The sequence below is a fragment of the Streptococcus sp. 2022WUSS083 genome, assembly GCF_044427155.1.
Classification (GTDB): domain Bacteria; phylum Bacillota; class Bacilli; order Lactobacillales; family Streptococcaceae; genus Streptococcus; species Streptococcus hashimotonensis.
This window is the reverse complement of record NZ_JAOTGK010000006.1, coordinates 21,829-46,675: the sequence shown is the minus strand read 5'-3', so window position 1 is coordinate 46,675 and position 24,847 is coordinate 21,829. Positions and strand designations below refer to the sequence as shown.

At 41.2% G+C, this 24,847-nt stretch carries 23 protein-coding genes; 16 read left to right on the top strand and 7 right to left on the bottom strand.

Features of this window, described 5'->3' with window-relative positions; genetic code table 11:
- The first annotated feature begins 55 nt into the window (after window positions 1-55).
- The 14 genes from ODU41_RS08760 to nrdI all read left to right on the top strand — a co-directional run bounded on the left by ODU41_RS08760 (window position 56) and on the right by nrdI (window position 14,600).
- On the top strand, window positions 56-2,017 hold the full coding sequence (locus ODU41_RS08760) for a DHH family phosphoesterase (protein WP_015647564.1): 1,962 nt from the start codon (window positions 56-58) through the stop codon (window positions 2,015-2,017).
- 10 nt (window positions 2,018-2,027) lie between these two features.
- Complete coding sequence (gene rplI, locus ODU41_RS08755; RefSeq protein ID WP_012775408.1) at window positions 2,028-2,480, top strand: 50S ribosomal protein L9; 453 nt, start codon at window positions 2,028-2,030, stop codon at window positions 2,478-2,480.
- 31 nt (window positions 2,481-2,511) lie between these two features.
- Window positions 2,512-3,867, top strand: coding sequence for a replicative DNA helicase (gene dnaB / locus ODU41_RS08750; RefSeq protein ID WP_002938217.1), 1,356 nt, complete (start codon window positions 2,512-2,514; stop codon window positions 3,865-3,867).
- A gap of 3 nt (window positions 3,868-3,870) precedes the next feature.
- The gene (locus ODU41_RS08745) at window positions 3,871-4,122 is read left to right on the top strand and encodes a Veg family protein (RefSeq protein WP_002938218.1); all 252 of its coding nucleotides are present in this window, start codon (window positions 3,871-3,873) and stop codon (window positions 4,120-4,122) included.
- 210 nt (window positions 4,123-4,332) lie between these two features.
- Window positions 4,333-4,944, top strand: coding sequence for a 30S ribosomal protein S4 (rpsD, locus tag ODU41_RS08740; protein WP_002938227.1), 612 nt, complete (start codon window positions 4,333-4,335; stop codon window positions 4,942-4,944).
- 65 nt (window positions 4,945-5,009) lie between these two features.
- Complete coding sequence (locus ODU41_RS08735; protein ID WP_398578918.1) at window positions 5,010-5,459, top strand: thioredoxin; 450 nt, start codon at window positions 5,010-5,012, stop codon at window positions 5,457-5,459.
- Between the two features lie 133 nt (window positions 5,460-5,592).
- Window positions 5,593-7,110 (top strand): flavocytochrome c, encoded by a 1,518-nt coding sequence (locus tag ODU41_RS08730; protein WP_398578917.1) that lies wholly within the window; start codon window positions 5,593-5,595, stop codon window positions 7,108-7,110.
- Window positions 7,111-7,192: 82 nt separating this feature from the next.
- Window positions 7,193-8,557 (top strand): metallophosphoesterase, encoded by a 1,365-nt coding sequence (locus ODU41_RS08725; RefSeq protein ID WP_398578916.1) that lies wholly within the window; start codon window positions 7,193-7,195, stop codon window positions 8,555-8,557.
- A 163-nt stretch (window positions 8,558-8,720) separates the two neighbouring features.
- Window positions 8,721-9,734 (top strand): glycosyltransferase family 2 protein, encoded by a 1,014-nt coding sequence (locus ODU41_RS08720; RefSeq protein WP_253217593.1) that lies wholly within the window; start codon window positions 8,721-8,723, stop codon window positions 9,732-9,734.
- 67 nt (window positions 9,735-9,801) lie between these two features.
- Window positions 9,802-10,713, top strand: a complete 912-nt coding sequence (locus tag ODU41_RS08715) for an aldo/keto reductase family oxidoreductase (protein ID WP_398578915.1) — start codon at window positions 9,802-9,804, stop codon at window positions 10,711-10,713.
- A gap of 9 nt (window positions 10,714-10,722) precedes the next feature.
- On the top strand, window positions 10,723-11,175 hold the full coding sequence (locus tag ODU41_RS08710; protein ID WP_398578914.1) for a GNAT family N-acetyltransferase: 453 nt from the start codon (window positions 10,723-10,725) through the stop codon (window positions 11,173-11,175).
- 219 nt (window positions 11,176-11,394) lie between these two features.
- Window positions 11,395-13,146, top strand: coding sequence for an aspartate--tRNA ligase (gene aspS, locus ODU41_RS08705; protein ID WP_398578913.1), 1,752 nt, complete (start codon window positions 11,395-11,397; stop codon window positions 13,144-13,146).
- Window positions 13,133-14,071, top strand: a complete 939-nt coding sequence (locus tag ODU41_RS08700) for a YitT family protein (protein ID WP_398578138.1) — start codon at window positions 13,133-13,135, stop codon at window positions 14,069-14,071. The genes aspS and ODU41_RS08700 overlap by 14 nt, the downstream gene beginning before the upstream one ends.
- 76 nt (window positions 14,072-14,147) lie before the next feature.
- The gene (gene nrdI, locus ODU41_RS08695; RefSeq protein ID WP_398578912.1) at window positions 14,148-14,600 is read left to right on the top strand and encodes a class Ib ribonucleoside-diphosphate reductase assembly flavoprotein NrdI; all 453 of its coding nucleotides are present in this window, start codon (window positions 14,148-14,150) and stop codon (window positions 14,598-14,600) included.
- A gap of 151 nt (window positions 14,601-14,751) precedes the next feature.
- Here nrdI and pulA read toward each other — a convergent pair whose 3' ends face one another.
- The 6 genes from pulA to ODU41_RS08665 all read right to left on the bottom strand — a co-directional run bounded on the left by pulA (window position 14,752) and on the right by ODU41_RS08665 (window position 22,167).
- Entirely contained in the window at window positions 14,752-16,803 is a 2,052-nt protein-coding gene (gene pulA, locus ODU41_RS08690; RefSeq protein WP_398578911.1) for a type I pullulanase, read from the bottom strand.
- Window positions 16,804-16,826: 23 nt separating this feature from the next.
- Window positions 16,827-17,810 carry a LacI family DNA-binding transcriptional regulator gene (locus ODU41_RS08685; protein WP_002936122.1) on the bottom strand — a complete coding sequence of 328 codons (984 nt, stop codon included), beginning with the start codon at window positions 17,808-17,810 and terminating at the stop codon, window positions 16,827-16,829.
- A gap of 9 nt (window positions 17,811-17,819) precedes the next feature.
- On the bottom strand, window positions 17,820-18,530 hold the full coding sequence (locus ODU41_RS08680) for a hypothetical protein (RefSeq protein ID WP_230333840.1): 711 nt from the start codon (window positions 18,528-18,530) through the stop codon (window positions 17,820-17,822).
- A 131-nt stretch (window positions 18,531-18,661) separates the two neighbouring features.
- Window positions 18,662-19,504, bottom strand: coding sequence for a sugar ABC transporter permease (locus ODU41_RS08675; RefSeq protein ID WP_024384271.1), 843 nt, complete (start codon window positions 19,502-19,504; stop codon window positions 18,662-18,664).
- 1 nt (window position 19,505) lies between these two features.
- Window positions 19,506-20,801, bottom strand: a complete 1,296-nt coding sequence (locus tag ODU41_RS08670; protein ID WP_009911009.1) for a sugar ABC transporter permease — start codon at window positions 20,799-20,801, stop codon at window positions 19,506-19,508.
- 106 nt (window positions 20,802-20,907) lie between these two features.
- Window positions 20,908-22,167 (bottom strand): extracellular solute-binding protein, encoded by a 1,260-nt coding sequence (locus ODU41_RS08665; RefSeq protein WP_398578910.1) that lies wholly within the window; start codon window positions 22,165-22,167, stop codon window positions 20,908-20,910.
- A gap of 301 nt (window positions 22,168-22,468) precedes the next feature.
- Between ODU41_RS08665 and malQ the strand changes: the two genes are divergently transcribed.
- Window positions 22,469-23,989 carry a 4-alpha-glucanotransferase gene (gene malQ, locus ODU41_RS08660; protein WP_105115338.1) on the top strand — a complete coding sequence of 507 codons (1,521 nt, stop codon included), beginning with the start codon at window positions 22,469-22,471 and terminating at the stop codon, window positions 23,987-23,989.
- 39 nt (window positions 23,990-24,028) lie between these two features.
- On the opposite strand, the gene ODU41_RS08655 is transcribed toward malQ, so the two are convergent.
- On the bottom strand, window positions 24,029-24,211 hold the full coding sequence (locus ODU41_RS08655) for a hypothetical protein (RefSeq protein WP_015647552.1): 183 nt from the start codon (window positions 24,209-24,211) through the stop codon (window positions 24,029-24,031).
- Between the two features lie 111 nt (window positions 24,212-24,322).
- Between ODU41_RS08655 and ODU41_RS08650 the strand changes: the two genes are divergently transcribed.
- Window positions 24,323-24,847, top strand: a complete 525-nt coding sequence (locus ODU41_RS08650) for a membrane protein (RefSeq protein ID WP_024376210.1) — start codon at window positions 24,323-24,325, stop codon at window positions 24,845-24,847.

Sequence of the window (24,847 nt, the reverse complement as noted above, 5' to 3'; positions counted from 1 at the left end):
GTGAAAAGTAGCTTTTTTACTGAATTTATGGTAGAATGGCAGGCAGAGGTTAGTGATGAAAAGATTTCGATTTTCGACAATTCACTTTGTCATGATAGGTGTCATTTTATTTGGGTTGGTGGCTCTTGTCCACCGATTTTTTCCAATTGGTGCCAGTACAGTTTTTGCGCTACTCATCAGCCTACTGGTGTTGATTGCGCTGTTTATTTATCAAAAACATTCTTATGAATTTAGTGAGCTAGAACAGATTGAATATCTCAATAATCAGGCCAATTCTGGTTTGATGATGCTCTTGGATAAAATGCCAGTGGGAGTTATCAAAGTTCGACCAGATAGTAATCAGGTAGAATGGTTTAATCCCTTTGCTGAGCTGATTTTTGCTCAAGAAAATGGTGAGTTTGATCAAAAAAAACTACGTGAAATTATTGACGTTGGTCTGGATGAGGAGCGAATTTATGCAAACTTTTCAGGCAAGAGATACGCTGTTAACGTTGATTTTGATCAAGGGTTATTTTACTTTTTTGATGCGTCGACAGAGTATTCAGCGACAAATAGTTTGATCGGAAGCCGTCCTGTTATAGGGATTATTTCAGTTGATAACTATGATGAGCTTGAGGATGCTGTAACTGATTCTCAAATTAGCCAAGTTAATTCCTTCTTGGCTCAATTTGTTTCGGAATTTTGCCATGATTACGGTATCTACTATCGACGCGGCACAATGGATCGATTCTATTTCTTTACAGATTATGCTGTGTTAGAAAAATTGATAGAGAATAAGTTTTCAGTTATTGATAAGTTCCGCGAGGAGGCTAAAAAGTTAGATTTAGGTTTGACTTTGAGTATGGGATTGGCGTATGGTAATGAAAATCATCACCAAATCGGACAGGTTGCGCTCCAAAATCTCAATATGGCTGAGGTTCGTGGTGGAGACCAGGTTGTGGTCAAGGAAAATGATGAGAGTAAACAGCCACTTTTCTTTGGCGGTGGCTCGGCTTCTTCCGTTAAACGAACACGTACGCGGACTCGTGCTATGATGACTGCTGTATCAGATAAACTCAAATCGGTTGATGCTGTTTTTGTGGTGGGACATCGTAATTTAGATATGGACGCGCTTGGATCCGCGGTCGGCATGCAGTACTTTGCTCAAAATATTATGAACAATGCCTATACGGTGTATAATCCAGATGAAATGGCACCAGATATTGCACGTGCTATCAAGAAGTTGAGTGATGAAAATTGTTCTAATTTGCTAACGGTTGAGGAAGCCATGAAGATGGTCACTTTCCAGTCGTTGTTAATCATGGTAGATCATTCAAAGATTGGCTTGACTTTGGATAAGGATTTCTATGAACAATTTACCCAGGTTGTGGTGGTTGATCATCATCGTCGCGATACAGATTTCCCAAATAATGCAGTTTTGACTTATATAGAGAGTGGTGCTAGTTCTGCGAGTGAGTTAGTAACGGAATTAATTCAGTTCCAGAATGATAAACACCATAAGCTTAATCGCATTCAATCTAGTTTATTGATGGCTGGGATTATGCTTGATACAAAAAATTTCACCTCTCGTGTGACTAGTCGTACTTTTGATGTGGCTAGTTACTTGCGGACTCGTGGTAGCGATAGCTTGGAAATCCAGCAGATTGCTGCGACAGATTTTGAGGAATATCGTCAAATCAATGAACTGATTTTAAGTGGGCAGAGAATTGAGTCCAATGTTGTTATTGCGTGTGCAGATGATACTAAAGAATACGATAATATTATTCCGAGTAAGGCTGCCAATACAATATTGGATATGGCAGGAATTGAGGCGGTATTCGTTGTAACAAGAAATACCAAAGGGTATGTATCTATTTCTGCAAGGAGTCATAGTAAAATCAATGTTCAACGCATCATGGAAGAAATGGGTGGAGGTGGCCACTTTAACCTAGCTGCTGCTCAGGTATATGACCAGACAATCGCAGAAGTATGTGAAAAGTTGACGGATAAAATCCGCGAAGAAATAAATGGAAATTAGGAGAACAGATATGAAAGTAATCTTTTTAGCAGATGTTAAAGGTCAAGGTAAAAAGGGTGAGATTAAGGAAGTTCCAACAGGTTACGCCCAAAATTTCTTGATCAAGAAAAATTTGGCTAAGGAAGCAACAAACCAAGCAATCAGCGCCCTTCGTGGTCAGGAAAAATCTAAGGAAAAGGCTCATGCAGAGATGATTGCAGAAGCAGAGGCTATCAAGGCTAAGTTGGCTGAGGAAGCTACTTTAGTGAAATTTGTCGAAAAAGTTGGTCCAGATGGTCGTACCTTTGGTTCTATTACCAGCAAGAAAATTGCTGAAGAATTGGACAAGCAATTTGGCATCAAGATTGATAAACGCCATATTCAGCTGGATCACCCAATTCGTGCGATTGGTCTCATTGATGTACCAGTTAAAATCTATCAAGATGTAACAGGCATCATTAATTTGAGTATTAAGGAAGCTTAATTATTTATCTAGCCAGTGAGGAGGTGAGATCTTGGCAGAGTTGGATGAATTGCGGGTGCAACCGCAGGATATTCTAGCTGAACAATCGGTATTAGGAGCTATTTTCCTTGATGAAGGCAAGCTGGTCTTCGTTCGTGAATACATCGAAGCTGAAGATTTTTTCAAACATGCTCATAAGCTAATTTTTAAAGCTATGATTGCTCTTTCTGATAGAAATGAGGCAATTGATGCGACTACCATGCGTAACTATTTAGTGAACCATGGTGATTTGGAAAATATCGGTGGTTTGGCCTATTTGGCTGAAATCATTAGTTCCGTACCGACGGCAGCCAATGCGGAATTCTATGCCAAGATTGTTGCTGAAAAGTCTAATCTCCGTAAACTGATTGCCCGTTTGACGGATGCAGTTAATCAGGCTTATGAGGGTGCGGATGGTTCAGATGACATTATTGCCAATGCTGAAAAAGCTTTGATTGATGTCAGTGAGGGAGCCAGTCGAAGTGGTTTCAAGCGGATTGATGATGTCTTGAATATCAACTTTGACAACCTTGAAACTCGTGCTAAGCAGACGTCGGATATTACAGGGATTGCAACTGGCTATCCTGCTCTTGATGCTATGACAACGGGTCTGCATGAGGAAGAGTTGATTATTCTTGCGGCTCGTCCTGCGGTTGGTAAGACGGCATTTGCTCTCAATATTGCACAAAATATCGGTACAAAACTAGGTTTGACAGTTGCTATTTTCTCTTTGGAGATGGGTGCAGAAAGCTTGGTTGACCGTATGCTCGCTTCTGAGGGAGTTATCAATTCGAGGGCTATTCGTACGGGGCATTTGACGCAGGAAGAATGGAATAAGTACATGGTGGCTCAAGCTAACCTGGCTCGGGCTAGTATCTATATTGATGATACACCAGGTATCAAGATTACAGAGATTCGTTCGCGTTCACGTAAGTTGGCTCAGGAAACGGGCAATCTGGGCTTGATCTTGATTGACTATCTTCAATTGATTACGGGAACAGGTCGGGAAAACCGACAACAAGAGGTTTCTGAGATTTCCCGTCAGTTGAAGATTTTGGCCAAGGAATTGAAAGTTCCTGTTATCGCCCTCAGTCAGTTGTCGCGTGGTGTGGAGCAACGTCAGGATAAGAGACCTGTTCTGTCTGATATTCGTGAATCGGGATCTATCGAGCAGGATGCGGATATCGTTGCCTTCTTATATCGTGATGATTATTATGAGCGCGGTGAGCAGGAAGACGGTGGTATTCCCAATAATACGGTTGAAGTTATCATCGAGAAAAACCGTTCCGGTGCGCGTGGTACCGTGGAACTGATGTTCCAAAAAGAATACAATAAATTTGCAAGTATTTCCAAGAGGGAGGATGGATAGAGAATGAGTGATGCATTTACAGATGTTGCTAAAATGAAGCAAATCAAACAAGATATTAAGGACCATGAGGGACAGATTGTCGAGTTGACCCTTGAAAATGGTCGTAAGCGTGAGAAGAATAAGCAGGGGCGTATTGTAGAGGTTTATCAGTCTCTCTTTATCGTTGAATTTGAAGATCCAAACAATACCTTTGTGGAATCTTATACTTACTCAGACATTTTGACAGAAAAGATTTTGATTCATTATTTGGATTAATCGCTATATAAGGCTTTACAGAGCCTTTTTTTTGTGCTATACTAATCTTTGTGTGAAATAACAGCAGGGCAAAATGAAGCTCGTCAACAGAAGGTCAGCAAGAAGAGTAATCGTTGCTGTTTCGATGAAGGCCTCCTGCACGAATCAGGTTTGCTTAAAACGTTATTTCCTACAAATAATTTTTATATTTTATTTTAGGAGGACATAACTATGTCACGTTATACAGGACCATCTTGGAAACAAGCTCGTCGTCTTGGCTTGTCATTGACAGGTACAGGTAAAGAATTGGCACGTCGTAACTACGTACCAGGTCAACACGGACCAAACAACCGTTCTAAATTGTCAGAATACGGTTTGCAATTGGCTGAGAAACAAAAATTGCGTTTCTCTTACGGTTTGGGTGAAAAACAATTCCGTAACTTGTTCGTACAAGCTACTAAAATCAAACAAGGTACTCTTGGTTTCAACTTCATGCTTCTTTTAGAGCGTCGTTTGGACAACGTTGTTTACCGTCTTGGTTTGGCAACTACTCGTCGTCAAGCACGTCAATTCGTAAACCACGGTCATATCCTTGTTGACGGCAAACGCGTTGACATCCCTTCATACCGCGTTGAAGTTGGTCAAGTGATCTCAGTTCGTGAGAAGTCAATCAAAGTTCCAGCTATCCTTGAAGCTGTTGAAGCAACTCTTGGACGTCCAGCTTTCGTATCATTCGATGCTGAAAAGCTTGAAGGTTCATTGACTCGCTTGCCAGAACGCGATGAAATCAACCCAGAAATCAACGAAGCTCTTGTCGTAGAATTCTACAACAAAATGCTCTAAGATTTGTATCGATATTTTAAAAGCCCTATTTACAAGGGCTTTTTGTCTGTATTTGAGGAGGGATTATGTGGCGTAAGTATTCTTTGCTAGTGCTATTAGCTATTTTGGTCGTAGGTGGGGCCTTCTTTCTATCTCAATCAGCGGCTACGCCAAATGAATCAGACTATGTGAAGGCTGTAAAGAGTTACCAGGCTATTTCGATAGACGAAGTGGAGCAAAAGGTCCAAGATGAGGAAGAATTTATATTATACATAGGTCGTGAGACATGCCCTTATTGTCGTGATTTTGTTCCGAAATTAACAGAGGCAGTAGAGCGATCACGTGCGACTATCTACTATTTGGATAGCGAGTCGGATCCGAATGGAAAAATACAACAATTTCGACAGAGTCAAGGTCTTGCTACGGTTCCTAGCTTAACCTATTATAAATCGGGTAAATTATCTGGAATACTTCGTAAAGGGAGTCAAGCAACGCTATCCGAAATAGAGAATTTTTTAGCTCTTCAAGGGCAGTAAATAGTTTTAAGAATGTATGAAGCGAATATCATACATTTTTTTGTTCATGTTTGTGAAAAATATTTCAAAACAGATTGAAAAACATTTCACAATCTTGTATAATACTAATATCAGATAAAAATTGGAGGTTTATATGAAAAAGAAAGCTTGGTTAGGCTTGTTGATGAGTCTACTTGCTGTTTTGTTTTTAGTGGCGTGTGGAGGTAAGTCTGAAAAGACAGCTACGTCTTCATCATCTACGACTTCTTCTTCATCAGAAGAAGCTGTTTCAGGTGCATCTGAGAAAGTTTATACAGATCCATCTGAGTTGAAAGATAGCTACGATGTTATCGTTGTTGGTTCAGGTGGTGCAGGTATGTCGGCAGCTATCTCAGCTAAAGATGCTGGTGCTAGTGTTGCTCTCTTGGAGAAAATGCCTGTTATCGGTGGTAATACGGCTAAATCATCAGCTGGTATGAATGCTTCACAGACTAAATTCCAAGAAGCGGAAGGTATTGCTGATTCAAACGATAAATTCTACGAAGAAACGCTTAAAGGTGGTAAAGGGACAAACGATCCTGAATTGCTTCGTTATCTTGTAGATAACTCTGCTAGTGCAATTGACTGGTTGGATGGAATGGGGATCACTCTTAGCAACCTAACTACAACTGGTGGTATGAGTGAAAAACGTACCCACCGTCCTGCAGATGGTTCTGCTGTTGGTGGCTACTTGGTAAATGGTCTTTACCACAATCTTGTTGAACGTGAAGTACCAATTTTTGTAAATGCAGATGTTACAAAACTCCAAGACAAGGATGGAGCTGTGACAGGTGTTGAAGTAAAAATTGCTGGTAAAACTAAGAAAGTTTCTGCAAAAGCAGTTGTATTGGCTACAGGTGGTTTCGGTGCGGACTTAGACATGGTTGCTAAATTCAATCCAGCCCTTGAAGGTTATGTCACTACTAACCAAGAAGGTTCAACAGGTGACGGTATTGCGCTTGCTGAATCAGAAGGTGCTGCGACTGTTGATATGGAACAAATCCAAATTCACCCAACTGTTGAGCAAGAAACTTCTTACTTGATTACGGAAGCTGTTCGTGGTGAGGGTGCTATTCTTGTCAATTCAAAAGGTGAGCGTTTTGTTAACGAATTGGAAACTCGTGATAAAGTTTCTGCGGCTATCAATAGCTTAGAGCCAAACTATGCTTATGTTATCTTTGATGATGCCTTGAAAGATCGTGTGAAAGCGATTGCTCAATACGAAGAAAAAGGTCTTGTAAAAACGGGTGCTACACTTGCAGATTTGGCTAAAGAAATTGACCTACCTGCGGATACACTTCAAACAACACTTGATACTTGGAACAAGGCTGTAGCAGATAAGAATGATGCGGCATTTGGTCGTACATCAGGTATGGACCATTCTTTGAATACTGGTTCTTACCATGCCATTAAAGTTGCACCTGGTGTTCACCATACAATGGGTGGTGTGAAAATCAATACCAATACTGAAGTATTGAAAACAGATGGTTCAGCAATTTCTGGTCTTTATGCTGCTGGTGAAGTAACTGGTGGTGTTCATGGTCAAAACCGTATTGGTGGTAATGCTGTAGCAGACATCATCGTATTTGGTCGTCAGGCTGGTGAACAAGCAGCTGGATTTGCTAAGAAATAAATTTTAATATGAGGAGTTGGCTACAGTCTAACTCCTCTTTTTGTATTGTCGTCATTCATCTAAGATGATATACTTTTAAGGTATGAAGAAGAAAATAGTATTATTGTTAGGAGCTATTGTAGCCATTCTTTTGATTTGGTCTGCTATTGCTAGCCAGCGTCAGCAATCCTATGTCGAGGCTGCATTAAGAGACCAAGATAAAATTTGGATTATCACAGATTTGCATTATTTATCACAGGATTTATTTGATGATGGAGAGGCTTTTTCTTATATCGAAAAAACAGCTGCTGGCAAGGATTTACGTTATGGAAAAGAGCGGATGGAGGCCTTGGTTGAGCAGGTTGAGCGTGAGGAACCTTCCTTGTTACTAGTCAGTGGGGATTTGACTCTAAACGGTGAAAAGCAGAGCATGGTTGAGTTAGCGCAGTATTTTACCCGGATTGAAGAAAAAGGAACGGAGGTTTTGGTCATTCCTGGCAACCATGATATTGCCAGTGGCTGGGCTAGGGCCTTTAAGGGAGACCAGCAGATAGTGACGGATCAGGTAACCGCTCAGCAATTTTCAGATATATTTGACGATCATGGCTATCAACAAGCCAGCAGTCGTAATCAAGCCTCATTGAGCTATCTGGCCAAGCCATTTTCCAATGCTTGGTTTCTGATGATAGACAGTAACATCTACTCTGACGGCTACGGTAAAGGAGCTCCTCCAACCAATGGACGTATCAAAAAAGAGACCTTGGATTGGATAGAAGTACAGCTTCAGGCAGCCAAGGAAGCTGGAGTGAGCTTGATACCTATTGTCCATCACAATATCTTGCAACAGCATGCCATGCTCTCAAAAGGCTATACTTTGGATAATGCTGCCGATTTGAAGGCTGTGTTCAATCAATATGGCATTCAATTTGGTTTTTCGGGACACACTCATTCTCAGAATATTGTTGAAGAAGACTTGGGGCAAGTCAGCTATACTGAAGTGGTCAATGGAGCATTTTCTATTTATCCAGCAATTATCGGCCAATTGAGCCTTGATAATGCAAGTATTCACTATCAAAAAACTCAACTTGATATGGCTTCGTGGACAGAAAAACACCAACCTAGTAATCCAAATTTGCAGGACCACGTAAAGTACTTACAAACCGTCTTTGACAATACCAGTGACATCATGGTCCACAATGTGTTGAACGATGAACGGTGGTATGATGGCGAGACAGCGGATGCTATTTCACAATTTATCATGCCAGCCAATCGTGCTTATTTTTCAGGAGAAAAATTGGACCAGACTTGGCTTGATGAGACGGTATTTCCAAGCCAAGCCTATCAGACCTTGCAAGCAGCGTCCCCGAGAAGTTTCTTGGCTGATTATCTTGATGTGATTATAAAACGGAGTCAAGGTCGAGATGTGGAAAAACTAGAGATTAAAACAGAAAAAGATTTTGTCCAATAGTTTTCCACAGATTGTTGAAGAAATCCACAACTTTTCCACAGGTTGTGAATAAGTTATGCCTTAGTAACTGTCTGAGTAGGTCAGTTTTTACAAATAAAAATGCTCAGCAACTTTCCTGAAAATGTGATAAAATAGTAACAAATTGTGTCAAATGGAGAGAAAGATGACCTTACTAAGCATTGCCATTCCGAGTTATAATTCGGATGCTTACCTTCATTACTGTGTTCATTCCCTTGTAATGGGTGGTGACAAGGTTGAAATTCTGATTATTAACGACGGGTCGACCGATCGGACTCAGGAGATCGCAGAGGGACTAGAGAATCAATTTTCAAACGTACGTGCCATTTATCAGGACAATAAGGGCCATGGCGGAGCTGTAAATACAGGGGTACGTGAGGCCAAGGGGAAGTACTTTAAAGTTGTAGATTCAGATGACTGGGTTGATACCAGAGCCTATTTGAAGATCCTAGAGAGTTTGCAGGCATTGGAAGACGAAAATACGCCAGTTGATGCCTTCATTTCCAATTTTGTTTATGAAAAAGAGGGGCAATCTCGTAAAAAATCCATGTCTTATCAATCCACTCTACCTGAGAACCGTATCTTCGGTTGGGAGGATGTGGGTGCCTTTTCCAAGGGTCAATACATGATGATGCATTCCTTGATTTACAGGACAGATTTATTGCGTGAGGTTGGTCTCGTTCTACCAGAGCATACTTTCTATGTGGATAATATTTTCGTATTTACTCCTTTACAGGCTGTGAAAACCATGTACTATCTGCCAGTAGATTTTTATCGTTACTTTATTGGGCGAAATGACCAGTCTGTCAATGAATCCGTCATGATTAAGCGCATTGACCAGCAGTTAAAAGTTAATCGGATCTTAGTGGATAATTTAGACTTGGGGGCGATTGACAATCCTGATTTACGGAGTTATTTGCTCAATCACGTAGAGATTACGACCATTATCTCCTGTGCCCTTCTCAATCGTGCTGGAACAGCTGAACACATGATGAAAAAGCAGGAATTATGGCACTATATTCGTGATAACAATCCAGCTCTCTTTAAAATCGTTCGAAAAGGGTTACTCGGGCAATTAACTAACCTATACGGTTATCCAGGTCGAAAAATTTCCAATGCTGTCTATAAAATCGCGAAAAGAATTTATGGTTTTAACTAAAACTCAGTTTCGGCTGAGTTTTTCTGTTATAATGAATAGAAGAAAAACGCTTACAAGGAGAAGACACATGCAAGAATTAGGACAGACAGGTTTACAGGTTTCTCGAATTGCTTTAGGCTGTATGCGAATGGCTAGTTTGACAGAGCAGGAAACTGCTAAAGTATTAGATACAGTCGTTGGACAGGGAATCAACTTTTTCGACCATGCAGATATTTACGGCGGAGGTGAGTCAGAAATTCGCTTTGCTCAGGGGGCAAAATTGGCAGGTCTCAAGCGTGAGGACCTGCTTCTCCAGTCCAAATGTGGCATTCGTAAGGGTTATTTTGATTTTTCAAAAGACTATATTTTGGAATCTGTGGACGGGATTTTGAAGCGCTTGGATACAGAATATTTAGATGTTCTCGCCTTACACCGTCCGGATGCTCTAATGGAAGCAGAGGAAGTGGCAGAAGCATTTTATCTCTTGAAAAAAGCAGGAAAGGTTCGTCATTTTGGCGTCAGCAACCAAAACATTTACCAAATGGAGTTACTGCAATCCTATCTAGATCAACTGCTTGCAGTTAATCAATTGCAGCTATCTCCTGCTCACACGCCTTTGATTGATGCTGGATTACATGTCAATATGAAAGATGATGCTGCGACTATGCGTGATGGTGGGCTGATTGATTATTGCCAGCTTAAAAAAATCACTATCCAAGCCTGGTCTCCTTTCTTGATTGATTTGCAACGAGGTATTTTTGCCAATCATCCAGATTATGCTCTTTTAAATCAGACCATTGGGGAAATAGCAGAGCGATACAATGTTTCACATGAAACAATTGTCGTAGCTTGGATTTTGCGTCATCCAGCTAAGATTCAAACCATTGTTGGGTCCATGAATCCAGATCGTTTGACCAAGATTGCACAAGCTAGTCGGATTACCTTGACTCGACCAGAATGGTACGAAATATATAAAAGCGCAGGCAACATCTTGCCCTAGGAGGTACTTATGCAGTGGGAAATAAAAGCATTTGACCAACTAAGTTTACAGGAACTTTACACCATCTTGACACTGAGAGTTGATGTCTTTGTTGTTGAACAGGCCTGTCCCTATCCTGAAGTTGACGGTAAGGATCCAAACTGTCTTCACCTCTTAGGAATGGATAATGGAGAGTTAGTAGCTTACTTGAGAATCTTGCCAGCTGGTCTAAGTTATGATGAAGTTTCCATCGGTCGTGTGGTCATCAAGTCAAGTCATCGTGGCAAAGGATTAGGTCGACCAATGATGGAGCAGGCAATTCACTTTATTACAAACGAATGGAAAGAAAGTCAGATTAAAATCGGTGCCCAAGCCCATTTAGAAAAGTTCTATAGTTCGTTAGGTTTTGAGCCAGTTTCAGAAGTCTATTTAGAGGACGGTATTCCGCATCTAGATATGCTTTATACTAAACCAGTCGTTTAAGGCTGGTTTTTTAAGCCTGTACTCACAAGTCAAGTTATATAAGGGATAGTTTTTTGAAGGAATACGGACTATATTTTGAAAAAACTAAGGCTGAGTAGCTTTAGATAGGAGTGCTGGACGGTGAATACAGTTTCTTAGATTTTTCTCGGCAATTTCCCCCAAAAATCAGCCATTTTATGGTAGAATGAATAGGTATAAAATCAGTAAAAGAGGAAGAAAATGAAACGTTCTATGTACGCTGGACGTGTTCGTAAAGAACATGTCGGACAGGAAATTACTTTGAAAGGTTGGGTTGGCCGTCGTCGTGACTTGGGTGGTCTGATTTTCATTGACTTGCGTGACCGTGAAGGTATTATGCAATTGGTGATTAACCCTGAGTCAGTTGAAGCTGAAGTGATGGCAAAAGCGGAGAGTCTTCGTTCCGAGTTTGTTATCGAAGTAACAGGAACGGTTGTGGAGCGTGAGCAGGCTAACGACAATATCCCGACAGGAGCTGTTGAACTGCAAGTGACCAGCTTGACAGTATTGAACACGGCTAAGACAACTCCGTTTGAAATTAAAGATGACATTGAAGCCAGCGATGATACCCGTCTTCGTTACCGTTATTTGGATCTTCGCCGTCCAGAAATGCTCAACAACTTCAAATTACGTGCAGCTGTAACCCACAGCATTCGCAATTATCTGGATGACTTGGAATTTATTGATGTGGAGACGCCAATGTTGACTAAGTCAACACCAGAGGGTGCGCGCGACTACTTGGTGCCATCTCGTGTGTCAAAAGGTCATTTCTACGCATTGCCACAAAGTCCACAGATTACTAAGCAGCTTTTGATGAACGCCGGTTTTGACCGTTACTACCAAATCGTTAAGTGTTTCCGTGATGAGGACTTGCGTGGGGACCGTCAACCTGAGTTTACACAGGTGGACTTAGAAACCTCATTCTTGAATGAAGTTGAAATCCAAGACATCGTAGAAGGCTTGATTGCTAAGGTTTTGAAAGATACCAAAGGAATCGATGTGACCTTGCCATTCCCTCGTATGGCCTATGACCATGCTATGAATTTCTATGGTTCAGATAAACCAGATACTCGTTTTGAGATGCTTTTGCAAGACTTGACAGAATTTGTCAAGGAAGTTGACTTCAAGGTCTTCTCAGAAGCACCAGTTGTCAAAGCCATTGTTGTGAAAGGTGCAGCGGATAGTTACTCACGTAAAGACATTGATAAATTAACAGAATACGCCAAACAATTTGGTGCCAAAGGTCTTGCTTGGGTTAAAGTAGACAAGGGAGAATTAGCGGGGCCAGTTGCTAAGTTCTTGACAGGTATTACAGATAAGTTGACAGCAAGTTTACAACTTGAAGATAAGGACCTGGTCCTCTTTGTGGCGGATGAATTGGAAGTAGCCAACAATACCCTGGGAGCTTTGCGTAACCGCTTGGCTAAGGAACAAGGCTTGATTGACGACAGCAAGTTCAACTTCCTCTGGATTGTAGACTGGCCAATGTTTGAGTGGTCTGAAGAAGAAGGTCGCTACATGAGTGCCCACCACCCATTCACTTTGCCGACAGAAGAAACAGCTCATCATTTGGATGGTGATTTGGCACAGGTTCGTGCAGTTGCCTACGATATCGTTTTGAACGGTTATGAATTAGGTGGCGGTAGCCTTCGTATCAACCAAAAAGATATGCAAGAACGGATGTTCAAGGCTCTTGGTTTCTCAGCTGAAGATGCGCATGAGCAGTTTGGTTTCTTGCTTGAAGCTATGGACTACGGCTTCCCACCACACGGTGGATTGGCTATCGGTTTGGACCGCTTTGTCATGTTATTGGCTGGTGAGGATAATATTCGTGAAGTTATCGCCTTTCCGAAGAATAACAAGGCATCTGATCCGATGACACAGGCACCAAGTACGGTTGCATCAGCTCAATTAGAGGAATTGGCTTTAGACATTACACTTGAAAATGAATAAATTTTTCAGAAAACAGCGTGTACGCTTTTTAAGAAAGGCCAGAAAGAATAAGTTTTGGTCGGTCATTTTGGGAATTTCTCGGGAAAAATATGCTGAACGGATATCGGGGTCCATTATTTATGGACTCCTATCTAGTATTGCAGTCAATTTTTTCTTTAGACCAGGGAATGTCTATTCGTCTGGAGTTACTGGTCTTGCACAAATTGTTTCTGCTCTGGCAGCTTCTTACGCTGGTTGGAATGTACCGATTGCGGTGGTCTACTACGGTCTGAACATCCCCTTGCTTATCTTAGCTTGGTATAAAATTGGTTATAAATTTACTATCTTTACCTTTATTACGGTATCCTTCAGTTCTTTCTTTATCCAATTTATGCCGCCAGTTACCCTGACGACGGATCCGTTAGTCAATGCTATTTTCGGTGGTCTCATGCTGGGAACTGGGATTGGCTTTGCGCTTAGGAACAATGTATCCAGTGGTGGTACTGATATTGTCTCTATTATTATTCGCAAGAAGACGGGACGTCAAGTTGGCTCCATTTCCTTGATTGTCAACATTATGATTATGTTGATTGCAGGGATGACCTTTGGCTGGCAATATGCCCTGTATTCAATGGTTGCGCTGTTTATCTCCAGTCGCATGACAGATGCGATTTTCGTGAAACAAAAACGGATGCAGGCCATGATTATTACCAATCATCCTGAACGAGTCATTAAGAAAATCCATAAGAAGCTCAATCGCGGTGTGACCATTATCAACGGTGCTGAGGGTGCTTATAACCATGAGCAAAAGACGATTCTCATTACCATCATCACTCGTGCAGAGTTCAATGATTTCAAGCATATTATGAAAAAGGCAGACCCCGAAGCCTTTGTATCGGTAGCTGACAACGTCAATATTATTGGTCGGTTTGTGGAAAGTGACTGATTGACAAACACTACATGTAGGAGTAAAATAGTATTTACAGTCTACATGTAGTGTTTTTATTATAAAGAGGAAATGTATGAAGAAGAAAATATATTTGGTTTACATTAGTTTGAGTGGCAATACAGAAAGTTTTGTGAAACGCCTAAAGTCCTTTTTCCAATTTCAAACTGACTGGGAGGTTGAACTGGTCCATGTTAAAGATTTGGTCAAGCGGGATATTCCTTTCTATCAGCTAGAAGCACCCTTTGTCGCCTTTTTACCAACCTACTTAGAAGGTGGAAATGGAGTGGACAACGGAGATGTGGAAATTCTGACCAATCCCCTCGGAGATTTTATCGCTTTGGGGACCAATGCAGAGCTCTGTCTGGGTGTCGTTGGCTCAGGCAACCGCAATTTTAACAACCAATATTGTCTGACTGCTAAGCAATATGCTGAGCGATTTAATTTTCCTGTTATAGACACCTTTGAACTTAGAGGGATGCAGAATGACATTGAACGCATTGGTCGGAAGATAATGGAATTGATGTAAAGAGCCTCAACTCAGCTTTATGCTGGGTTGTTTTTTTGTCACACAAAAAAACTCACCAGTGTGACCAGTGAGTTTTAAGGAGATTATGAAAAATATTTAGGATTGACTATAGTATACCTCAGACTATATCGTGTTTCATCGGTCTAAAGTCCTATTTGTCTTCTAAAATGCAAATACTCTGTCCTGCAATTGTGATTTCTTGCTGATCACGCTCTTCGACTGGAGGATAGTTGTAGAGAACTGTCTTATCTTTTTCACGTTCATAGGTAAAGTCGCTATCCGCAAAGTTGATGATAAATTGAATGGTCTTTTCTTCACTTGTCACTTGATAGCGAAGAACATATTCAGTTAACCAGTAGAAATCACAAGTTTCTTGGATACTTTCGTAGTTATCCTGGCTGAGTATTGGATTATTTTTACGGAAGGTAATTAATTCCTGAATGAATTCGATATGTTCCTTATAGCGAATAGCTCGTGTCCAGTCCAGACGGTTGATACGGTCAGGGACATTGTAAGTATTATCTATTTCATCTTTTGTACGGAAAAATTCCTGTCCGCTGTGAATGAAGGCCATACCCTGAGAGATTAAGATGAGCTGGAGACCAAAACTTGCAGCACGTTTTTGCTGTTGAGGTGTCCAGTTTGGATTCTCAATATGGAAATAGTCAAATGCTGTAGCATTATCATGGCATTCGATGTAGTTAAGGGACTGTTGAGGCGTTAAGAAATGGCTTAATCGGCTACCAGTCAGGAGATGTTGTACCTTTTCGTGCAATTGCTTATCTACTAGACGGTTTGGATTGAGCAAGAGTTTCTTAAAGGTATCACGGTAGTCGTCATTGAAGAAGCTGATTTCAGGTAACTGCTCCGCATTGTACTGGTGAGCCAGCTTTTCAAATTCGAGGCCTGTTGCCATTTTCCATCCTTCACCATAGAGGTAGACATTTGGGTGAATGGCAGATAATTCAGTTTGAATCTGGTTGATTGTTTCGCTATCTAAAATACCCATAAGGTCGAAACGGAAGCCATCAAAACCATAGAGTTCTAGCCATTGGCGAAGGGATTGTTTGATGTAGTTGCGGACCATACTGCGCTCGCTGGCAACGTCGTTACCGCAGAATGTCCCGTCTGTTCGCATGCCGTGGTCATCATAGCGATAGAAGTAGCCTGGAACGATGAGCTCAAATGCGTACTTTTCAGCATGATAGACGTGGTTGTAAACAACGTCCATAATAACTGAAATATCTGCATCATGGTAGGCCTGGATAGCTTCTTGTAGCTCTAGAATACGTGCGTAAGGATCGTTTGGTTGGCTAGAATAGGAACCTTCTGGCAGATTGTATTGCATAGGGTCGTAGCCCCAGTTGTAAACAGCTTGGGGTTTATTTTCATCCACACTGCCAAAATCATAAACAGGCAATAATTGAATATGGGTAACGCCTAGTTCTCTGATGTAATCCATTCCTAGCTTCATGCCATCCATGGTAGGAGACTCTGTCAATCCGAGAAATTGACTGCGATGCTTGAAACCAGCTTCTTTTTGCCATGAGAAATCACGGACGCTCATTTCATAGATAATGGACTGAGAGATAGGTCGTTGGGTCTTAGCACGACGGATTTTATGAAGTTTATCTGGATTGATAACGTAGCTGTCACCTGAGTTGGCTGTGGAAGACAGGGCGTAGGGATCGTGAACGGAAATCCATTCACCGTTTACTTTGTGGAGATAGTGATAGCTGTACGCTTCTAGGTCTCCTTCAACAGTAATTTCCCAAACTCCTTTTGCTCCCTTAGTCATTGCATATGGGTTTCCTTCTAGAACAAGAAAAACTTGCTTAGAAATAGGTGCCCATAACTTAAAGGTTGTTGCCTCTGGTCGATAGGTTGCTCCCAAGTCTTGCCCATTGTATGTATAACTTTGTTCAAAAAGTGTCGAGCGAACGATATGACCATAGCCGAGTTCAGCTTTATTACGGTCCTGGTCGTAGATGGTATAGTCCTTGTCCAATGTCAATGCATGGAGGCTGGTTAGATAATAGATAACGAGATTATCTGCTTCTAGACAGGAATGGATAAAAAGTTGAGACGTAGCATCATTTGATTCGAGTGAGAAGCTCATATGTTCGGAGTCGAATCGTTTTTCCATGACCAAGCGAATAGTTGCTACATCATCAAGGAATGCTTGGAATTGTCGTAATGCCATGAGCCAAAAGGCTCCTTTCTAAGTTAGAGTTCGGTAATGGTATGTGGAATGACACGTCGGTAGCAGACTTGCTTGTCTTCCTTGTTGTCATTGATGATTTGGTGGAGAGTATTGAATGCGACACGTCCTAGTTTAATAGCGTGGACGTCAACGTAGGCTTCAATATCTAGTTTTGGCTTGACGGAGTCGAAAGAAATGATAGGAAGTTTGACTCCGACTTCGTTGAGATATTTGACAACACCTTCGGCAACGGAAGTGTCGGTTGTGACGATTGCATCCAGGTCTTGTTTGAGTAATTTCTTAGAAATTTTGTAGGCACTGTCTTCGAGAAGGAAGCCAGACACAAACTTGACCTTGTTTTCATCCAGGGGAATATTGTGCGATTTAAGGGCGTTCTTGTAACCTGTATAACGGTCTTGAGATACGACCAACTCTTTGTTACCAGCGACGAAGGCAATGTTTTTGTAACCTTTATTGATGAAGTAGTTGGTAGCTTCAAATCCGGCCTGGATATTATCATTATCAACTAGTGATATGAATGGAGAATCCGCCTTACCAAGAATGAGGAAGGGGAATTTGTGTTGGATAGCCAATTGTACCAATGGATCGTCGGGCTTGGAATAGAGGAAGATGAGTCCATCCACTCGTTTGCCGTAGACCATCTGAGAAATCGCTTCTAGACGCTGTTCTTCATTCTTTCCTGTGGAGATTTGGATGGCATAATTATGATCTGCTGCAACTTGAGAAATTCCTCGTAAGGCAGTAGGGAAGAAGGGGTTTTGATAGAAAACATCCGAGTCATCTGGCAAAACCAGTCCGATAACCTGTGTATAGCTAGAAACTAGGCTTCGAGCGTTGAGGTTTGGATGGTAGTTGAGATCCGCCATGGCTTTCCGCACCAAGTCTTTCGTTTTTTGGCTAATGGCAGAGCTATTTTGAATGACACGAGTAACTGTAGATGGCGAGACACCAGCTAATTTAGCCACATCTTTGATGGTTGCACGCATATAGACCTCCTAAATTTCATCTCTGAATTTTGTTTTGAAAAATACCCATAACAAGCATAGCACAAATAGGATATTTTGTATGGTTAGAAGGGTAGTCACAGGTTGACCAAATAGTCCAATTAGACAGGCTATAAGAGTAGGCAGGCCCAGACAGTTGAGAGCAAAATTATAGCACTCTGCAAATGTTTCAAAATGGAAGAAACGAGACTTTTTAGTCAAAAAGAGGAAGAAGCTGGCTCCTAGTAAGATGAAGAGTAGGTTTGTTGTTAAAATAAAGGTCGAAATAAGAGTGATGGACAGTCCGACAGCTGCTCGGTTGGCTTGATACCATTTTTTAGAGATGGCTGCAGTTAATGTCTCCTTACTAGTAAAATCGTCAGTATTCAACCCTTCATAAGTCAATTCGCTTAGAATATCACTTCCTTTACGAATAGTCAGAGACTGATTGGCAAATTGATAAGTAAAGTCAGAACTAGAGCTAACGGTATCACCAAATGTCACTTGCTCCCAGTTAGTATTTCCAGTATAGGTTAGGTGGTTGTTTTCGATGACTGCATGTTGACGGAGGTCATCTACGACCTGATCTGTCAGAGGTGAATAGATACCTTCTACGAAATTTTCTAAAGGATAGGTTTCGAGATTGACAGTCTGTAGGGAGCTCGGAATGAGCAAGAGCGCCACTAAAAAAAGCGTTGTAAACAACCGTTGCCAAAGGTTCATTAGTCTACGATTGGCAAACATATTTCTTGGAGAGAAGATACTAGAAAAATAGGAAAAAGGATATGGGAGCATTCGTTGGACCTTTCATAAATATCAATGTTTCCCCTGAAAAGGGAAAAGGTGGGACAGGGTTATCCCTTGTCGCCACCGCTTGTTAAACCAGATACAAAGTTCTTTTGTAGGAAGAAGAATAGGATACTGATAGGGAGGGCAATAAGAATGGCACCTGCCGCAAAGTAGGCAATCTTCATGTTTTTCACATCACTGATGAAGGTTTGAAGGCCGACAGCTACAGTATAGAATTCTTTTTCACGAAGCAAGAATTTGGATAGGATGTAATCTCCAAAAGGTCCCATGAAGGCCCAGAGCGCTTGTACAGCAATCATTGGACGAACGAGTGGGAGGACGATTTGCCAGAAACGTCTGAAGTGACCGGCACCGTCTAGTTTTGCAGATTCATCAAGTGAGATTGGCACCGTATCGAAGTAGCCTTTCATGAGCCAAGCGTTCATTGGGATACCACCACCGACATAAAGGAAGATGAGGAACCAGCTTTGGTTGAGCGCATTGAGCATGAGGGCCATAACGAAGAAGGCGGTAAGAGCAGCCATGGTTGGTACCATTTGGATAATCAAGAAGAAAACCAAACTCTGCTTACGAGCGATGAAGTTATAGCGACTATAAGCGTAACCCGCTAGTACCACTATACTTGTTTGAATAACCATTGTCAAGAGAGCAATGATAAGCGTATTGAGGTACCAGGTTCCGTATAGAGTCTCGCTAAAGAGCTTGCTGAAATTGTCTAGTGTAAAGTTGATATTGCTATCCAATTTGAAGGCAACCACGTTACCAGACTTGAAGGCGGACATGATTGTAATCAAGAGAGGATAGATGATGATAACAGACAGAACAATCAGATAGAGATAGGTTAAGGTCTGATTGATTCTACGTCTAAATTTTACAGATACTTTCATCTTATACATCCTCCATTTCAAAAGCATTTAGTTTTTTGAAGGCGATCATGGAAATACTGATGACAATCATTGAGATAATCAATGTAACTGCTGCCGCCATTGAGTATTGAGGTGATGTACCTGTGGTTAATTTATAAATCCATGAAATCAAGATGTCAGTTGAACCTGCTCCACCACCGACGCTACCAGGACCACCATTGTTGAAGAGGTAGATGATAGAGAAGTTGTTGAAGTTGAAGGTGTATTGACTGATTAGTGTTGGAGCTGCTACTGCTAAAATCATCGGAAGGGTGATGTTACGGAATTTTTGAATGGCACTTGCACCATCAATGTAAGCAGCTTCGTACAAGTCGTTTGGAATGGATTGCAAAATACCCAAGGTTAAAACATAGATATAAGGGAAACCAAGCCAAGCCTGCATCATAATGAGAGCAACTTTAGTCCAGAATGGATCGGTCTTCCAAGGGATAAGGAAATTATCGATGAATGGTAGGAATTTGCTCAGGAATGGCAATACCTGTGTGTTAATGGCACCGACACTATCGTTGAACATGTTACTAAAAGTCAAGATAGTTACGAAGGCAGGAACAGCCCATGGGAGCAAGAAGATAACACCGAAGATACGTTTTCCTTTGATGAATGGCTGATTTGCGATGATGGCTGTCAAGATACCGATAACAATTTGAGCTGTTGAAGCACAGAGTGCCCAGATAATTGTCCAGCCAAGTACAGAACCAAATGCGGTACGGAATGTGCTTAGTTTCCAGATGTTTGTAAAGTTAGTAATACCAATCCAATCCAACAATGCGCTTGGTGGCAGGTGTTTGAAATCGTAGTTTGTAAAGGCGATAAACAATGTAACGACAACTGGGAAGATGATAGCAAAGGTCATCGCAATATATGATGGGATAATCAAGAGATATGGGAAACCATTCTCATAGATACCTTTTACCATTTCTTTTAATGTGGTAGCCACTGGCATCCCTGAATTCCATCGTTTCGCGGTATCACGTGCATCTTTTAGGTTGAGTGCATAGAAAGCGAGATAGACAACCGTGATAATCAAATGGAAAGAACCGCGAATCAGCATGAATAGTGAATTATCTTGTCCACGAACACTACCGAGGGTAATCAAGTTGCCTAATTCACCAGCTGCAATAGCAATAAAATAAACAAGGAAGGCAAGGGTAACACCCAAAAAGATGTATCCTTTGGCTTTTTGTTTATTGTAGATTTGTCCGAGACCAGGGATCAGGGACAAAAGGAGTGCCTTACCTGGATTTTGTTTCATAGTCATAGTCTCCTTATATAGCTTCTGAATAGATGGTAGATTTTATCTATTCAGTTTATCGTTAAGTAATAAAGTAGACTGGGAGGAACTCCCAGTCCAACTTTAAACTTGACTAGTTGCTGTGTTTTTGAGCAATTTCGTCTGCAATAGCTTTCACAGCGTCTGTTGCAGCAGTTTTAGCGTCTTTTGCACCACTTGCAGCTTCGAAGAGCATGTTACCAGCTGGTGTCCAAACTGAACCCATTTCTGAGATGTTTGGCATTGGTTGAGCTGAAGCGAACTGGTTGATAACTGCAGTTGTCAATTCGTCGTTTTTGCTTACAGCATATTCACGAGCTTCAGTGTTAGCTGGAACTTCGTTTGTAGCGTCGTAAAGTGCTTTTTGTTGGTCTGTAGCAGTCAAGAAGTCAACAAATTTTTGAGCCATTTCTTGGTTTTTAGCGCCTGTAGGAACAATCCACGCTTTACCACCACCGAATGCTGAGTAGTTTTTACCGTTTACAAGAGTTGGGATTGTTGCTACACCATAGTTTACACCAGCTTCTTTATATGAAGCTGCTTTCCAAGGTCCTTCGATGATAGCAGCTGCTTTACCGTCTGTAAATTGAGTGTTAATCAAGTTGTTTGCAGCAGTACCGTCTTGAAGACCTTGAGGCCATTTTTCATACCAAGTTTTAGCGTATTCAATCGCTTGGATTGCGCCTTCGTTAGCAAGACCGATGTCTTTTGGATCAGTACCGTTTTCACCAAATACGTAGCCACCGTAACCAGCTAGAAGTCCGTAAGTGTAGTAGAAGTTTGTCCAGTCAGCAAGGAAGGCAGTTGTTTTACCAGCTTCTCCTTCAAAGGCATATTTGCTATCTTTAGCAAGTGTTTCAAGTTCTTCAAATGTCTTAGGAGCTTCAGTCAACAAGTCTTTGTTGTAGTAAAGAACAAGTGTCTCGATAACTGCTGGTGAACCGTAAACTTTACCACCGTTTGTTACAAGAGCTGTTGTTGTCTCATCTGCTTTGCTATCATCTGCAAGTGTCAATTCAGATAATTGACCTTCAGAACCAAGGCTACCTACACGGTCGTATGGTGCCATCATAACGTCTGGAGCTGAACCAGATTGGTTATCCAATGACAAGTTATCCAAACCAGTCAAAGCATCACCAGTTTTAACTGTAACAGTCACACCATTTTCTTTTTCGAAGTCAGCTTTGACGTCGTTGATATAAGATTCATAACCTTGGTCAACGTAGACAGTCAATTCTTTGCTACCTTCAGCAGACTTAGATGCCTCTGTTGATGAACCTGAGTTTGAGCAAGCAGCCAAAACAGCAGTTGATGCAGCAAGAAGAGCAACGCTCTTAAGGAGATTGTGTTTCATTTTCTTCCCTCCGAAGATAAATAGTTTTGTGTGACGTCTGCTTTGCGCAAACGTTTTCCTAAGTTGACTTCATTATACACCAGATTGAATCCGTTTGCAAGCGTTTTTATAAAAAAAATTAAAAATTTTTTTGAGTTTTAAAAAACATAAGAATTTTTTTGTATATATAATGAAAAGAAATATGGAATGGTATAGGAACGAACAGAATTAAAGGAAAATCCCTTGATTTGTTACCGTTTTCAGTATATAATGAAAGAGAGAAAACGTTTGCGTCATGTAAGCGGATTAGATAGGAGAGCTTATGAAAGTAAGACAGAGTGGTGTGCTGATGCACATTTCATCATTACCAGGAAAATATGGAATTGGTTCCATGGGACAATCGGCCTATGAATTTGTTGATTTTTTGGTAAGAACTAAGCAACGCTATTGGCAAATCTTACCTTTGGGAACAACCAGTTATGGAGATTCTCCTTACCAGTCATTTTCAGCTTTTGCAGGGAATACTCATTTTATTGATTTCGATATATTGATTGAGAAAGGCTGGCTGGCAGCAGAGGATTTACAAGGTGTTGAGTTTGGGCAGAATCCTACAGAGGTAGATTACGCAGCCATTTTTTATGCTCGCCGTCCATTACTGGAGAAGGCAGTTGCCAACATGAAGGCACAAGGCCTGCCAGAAGATTATTGGATGTTCTTAGGGGAGAATGACTTTTGGATTCATACCTTTGCGGAGTATATGGCTATAAAAGAGCATTTTGATCTCAAACCTTGGACAGAATGGGAAGATCAAGGGGCGCGCTTACGTTACTACGATACCTTGGAATATTATCGTCACTTGTTGGCAGATCGAATCGATTATCACCGTATTACACAATATTTATTCTTTTCACAATGGAAGGCTTTAAAGGCTTACGCCAATGCCAAAGGTGTTGAGTTTGTTGGGGATATGCCGATTTATATCGCGGCTGATTCTGCCGATATGTGGGCTAATCCACATTTCTTTAAAACGGATGAAGAAGGCAAGCCGAGTGTGGTTGCAGGCTGTCCGCCAGATGCCTTTTCGGAAATTGGTCAGCTTTGGGGCAATCCGATTTATGATTGGGAAGCGATGAAGCATGACGGATTTACTTGGTGGGTTGCTCGTTTACGTGAATCCTTTAAGATATACGATATGGTACGTATCGACCACTTTATCGGCTTTGCCTCCTTCTGGGAAATTCCAGCGGGTGAAGAAACAGCTGTAAATGGCTATCGTGTCGAAGCACCAGGTTTTGAATTATTTGATACAATCAAGCGTGAACTTGGTGATTTAAATATCATAGCTGAGGATTTGGGCTCTGTGACAGATAAGGTCATCCAATTACGTGATACGACAGGTTTTCCTGGTATGAAAGTCCTGCAATTTGCCTTTGACCCTGAGGGCGACAGCATTGAAATGCCACATAACCATCCTAATAATGTGGTGGCATATACGGGAACCCATGATAATGATACGATTCTTGGCTGGTACGAAAATGAAACAACGAAAGAATCGCGTGCATTCTTAGATAAGTACAGCAATCGTCGTGAGGGCGAAACGGTCAGTCATGCTCTTTTCCGCCTGCTCTTTGGTTCGCCTGCCTTTATGGCGGTGGCTACTATGCAGGACCTACTTGGTTTGGATGGTTCAGCTCGCATGAACTTGCCAAATACGCTTGGTGGTAACTGGACTTGGAGAATGACGGCAGATCAATTGACACCAGAGATTGAAGCGGAATTGCTAGACCTTACAGAAACCTATCGTCGGGTTAATGTGCATTTGGTTGATGAAAAGTCAGAATAAAATGAACTCCTCTAAGCAGCTAACTTAGAGGAGTCTTTGTTATCTCTGTTTACGGACATAGAGCCAGTAGCGAATCCAGTAGTAGATGGTGTAGAGTAGGCAGGCTACGATAGTCCAAATGAAAAATGTATTCAGCACTTTAGCAAGACTTGGCAATAACCAGTTAATCAGTAGAGTAACTACAAAAATAATCACTCCGATATAGGTGGGCAATTTCTTCATGAGCTTTCCTCCTTTGAACTTAGTATAACAAAATTATATTTGTAGTCAAATGAAATATATGATTGACAATACAAAAATATGAGTATAAAATATAGAAAAAAGGAGGCTATTATGAAAAGACCAATTCATTTGTATATTTTTGTTGTGCTGTCATCTATTGCGAGCGTATTGCGTGGCTTTAATATATTTTTTGCGAAGTACGATGAGGCGGTTGTGCGTCAATTGTTGCAGAATTTTAATGTTGAGGGGATTGATGAGGCATATTTTACCTACATGAGAGAATCTATCAATTTCCAGACGAATCTTGTCAATAAGGCATTTGCAGTTGTGTTATTACTTGCTGTGATTGCGACGATTGTGCTGCTTTTCCTCAAGAAAAATGAGCAGGCTTCTTATACCTACCTGGGTTATCTTTTTGTAACTCTCCTATTTTCGACCTATGCTTTTATTGGTGAGAAAGGGTTGAGTCAAATTTATACGGATTCAGTTATGCGTCAGTCAGTAGAGGCGCAGGCAATGATGAATTATATTATTCGAGTTGTCCTATTTGCCATCTATTTTGGGGTAACTATTTTCTTCCATCTGCGTAAACCGAAAGAAAAACCGAGCACAGCTATTAATTCGACAGATATTTAA

Excerpts from the sequence above, each read along its gene's own strand:
- ODU41_RS08760 (WP_015647564.1), top strand. The coding sequence starts at position 56 with ATGAAAAGATTTCGATTTTCGACAATTCACTTTGTCATGATAGGTGTC.
- rplI (WP_012775408.1), top strand. The coding sequence starts at position 2,028 with ATGAAAGTAATCTTTTTAGCAGATGTTAAAGGTCAAGGTAAAAAGGGT.
- ODU41_RS08745 (WP_002938218.1), top strand. The coding sequence starts at position 3,871 with ATGAGTGATGCATTTACAGATGTTGCTAAAATGAAGCAAATCAAACAA.
- rpsD (WP_002938227.1), top strand. The coding sequence starts at position 4,333 with ATGTCACGTTATACAGGACCATCTTGGAAACAAGCTCGTCGTCTTGGC.
- ODU41_RS08735 (WP_398578918.1), top strand. The coding sequence starts at position 5,010 with ATGTGGCGTAAGTATTCTTTGCTAGTGCTATTAGCTATTTTGGTCGTA.
- ODU41_RS08730 (WP_398578917.1), top strand. The coding sequence starts at position 5,593 with ATGAAAAAGAAAGCTTGGTTAGGCTTGTTGATGAGTCTACTTGCTGTT.
- ODU41_RS08725 (WP_398578916.1), top strand. The coding sequence starts at position 7,193 with ATGAAGAAGAAAATAGTATTATTGTTAGGAGCTATTGTAGCCATTCTT.
- ODU41_RS08720 (WP_253217593.1), top strand. The coding sequence starts at position 8,721 with ATGACCTTACTAAGCATTGCCATTCCGAGTTATAATTCGGATGCTTAC.
- ODU41_RS08715 (WP_398578915.1), top strand. The coding sequence starts at position 9,802 with ATGCAAGAATTAGGACAGACAGGTTTACAGGTTTCTCGAATTGCTTTA.
- ODU41_RS08710 (WP_398578914.1), top strand. The coding sequence starts at position 10,723 with ATGCAGTGGGAAATAAAAGCATTTGACCAACTAAGTTTACAGGAACTT.
- aspS (WP_398578913.1), top strand. The coding sequence starts at position 11,395 with ATGAAACGTTCTATGTACGCTGGACGTGTTCGTAAAGAACATGTCGGA.
- nrdI (WP_398578912.1), top strand. The coding sequence starts at position 14,148 with ATGAAGAAGAAAATATATTTGGTTTACATTAGTTTGAGTGGCAATACA.
- pulA (WP_398578911.1), bottom strand. The coding sequence starts at position 16,803 with ATGGCATTACGACAATTCCAAGCATTCCTTGATGATGTAGCAACTATT.
- ODU41_RS08685 (WP_002936122.1), bottom strand. The coding sequence starts at position 17,810 with ATGCGTGCAACCATCAAAGATGTGGCTAAATTAGCTGGTGTCTCGCCA.
- ODU41_RS08680 (WP_230333840.1), bottom strand. The coding sequence starts at position 18,530 with ATGAACCTTTGGCAACGGTTGTTTACAACGCTTTTTTTAGTGGCGCTC.
- ODU41_RS08675 (WP_024384271.1), bottom strand. The coding sequence starts at position 19,504 with ATGAAAGTATCTGTAAAATTTAGACGTAGAATCAATCAGACCTTAACC.
- ODU41_RS08670 (WP_009911009.1), bottom strand. The coding sequence starts at position 20,801 with ATGACTATGAAACAAAATCCAGGTAAGGCACTCCTTTTGTCCCTGATC.
- ODU41_RS08665 (WP_398578910.1), bottom strand. The coding sequence starts at position 22,167 with ATGAAACACAATCTCCTTAAGAGCGTTGCTCTTCTTGCTGCATCAACT.
- malQ (WP_105115338.1), top strand. The coding sequence starts at position 22,469 with ATGAAAGTAAGACAGAGTGGTGTGCTGATGCACATTTCATCATTACCA.
- ODU41_RS08655 (WP_015647552.1), bottom strand. The coding sequence starts at position 24,211 with ATGAAGAAATTGCCCACCTATATCGGAGTGATTATTTTTGTAGTTACT.
- ODU41_RS08650 (WP_024376210.1), top strand. The coding sequence starts at position 24,323 with ATGAAAAGACCAATTCATTTGTATATTTTTGTTGTGCTGTCATCTATT.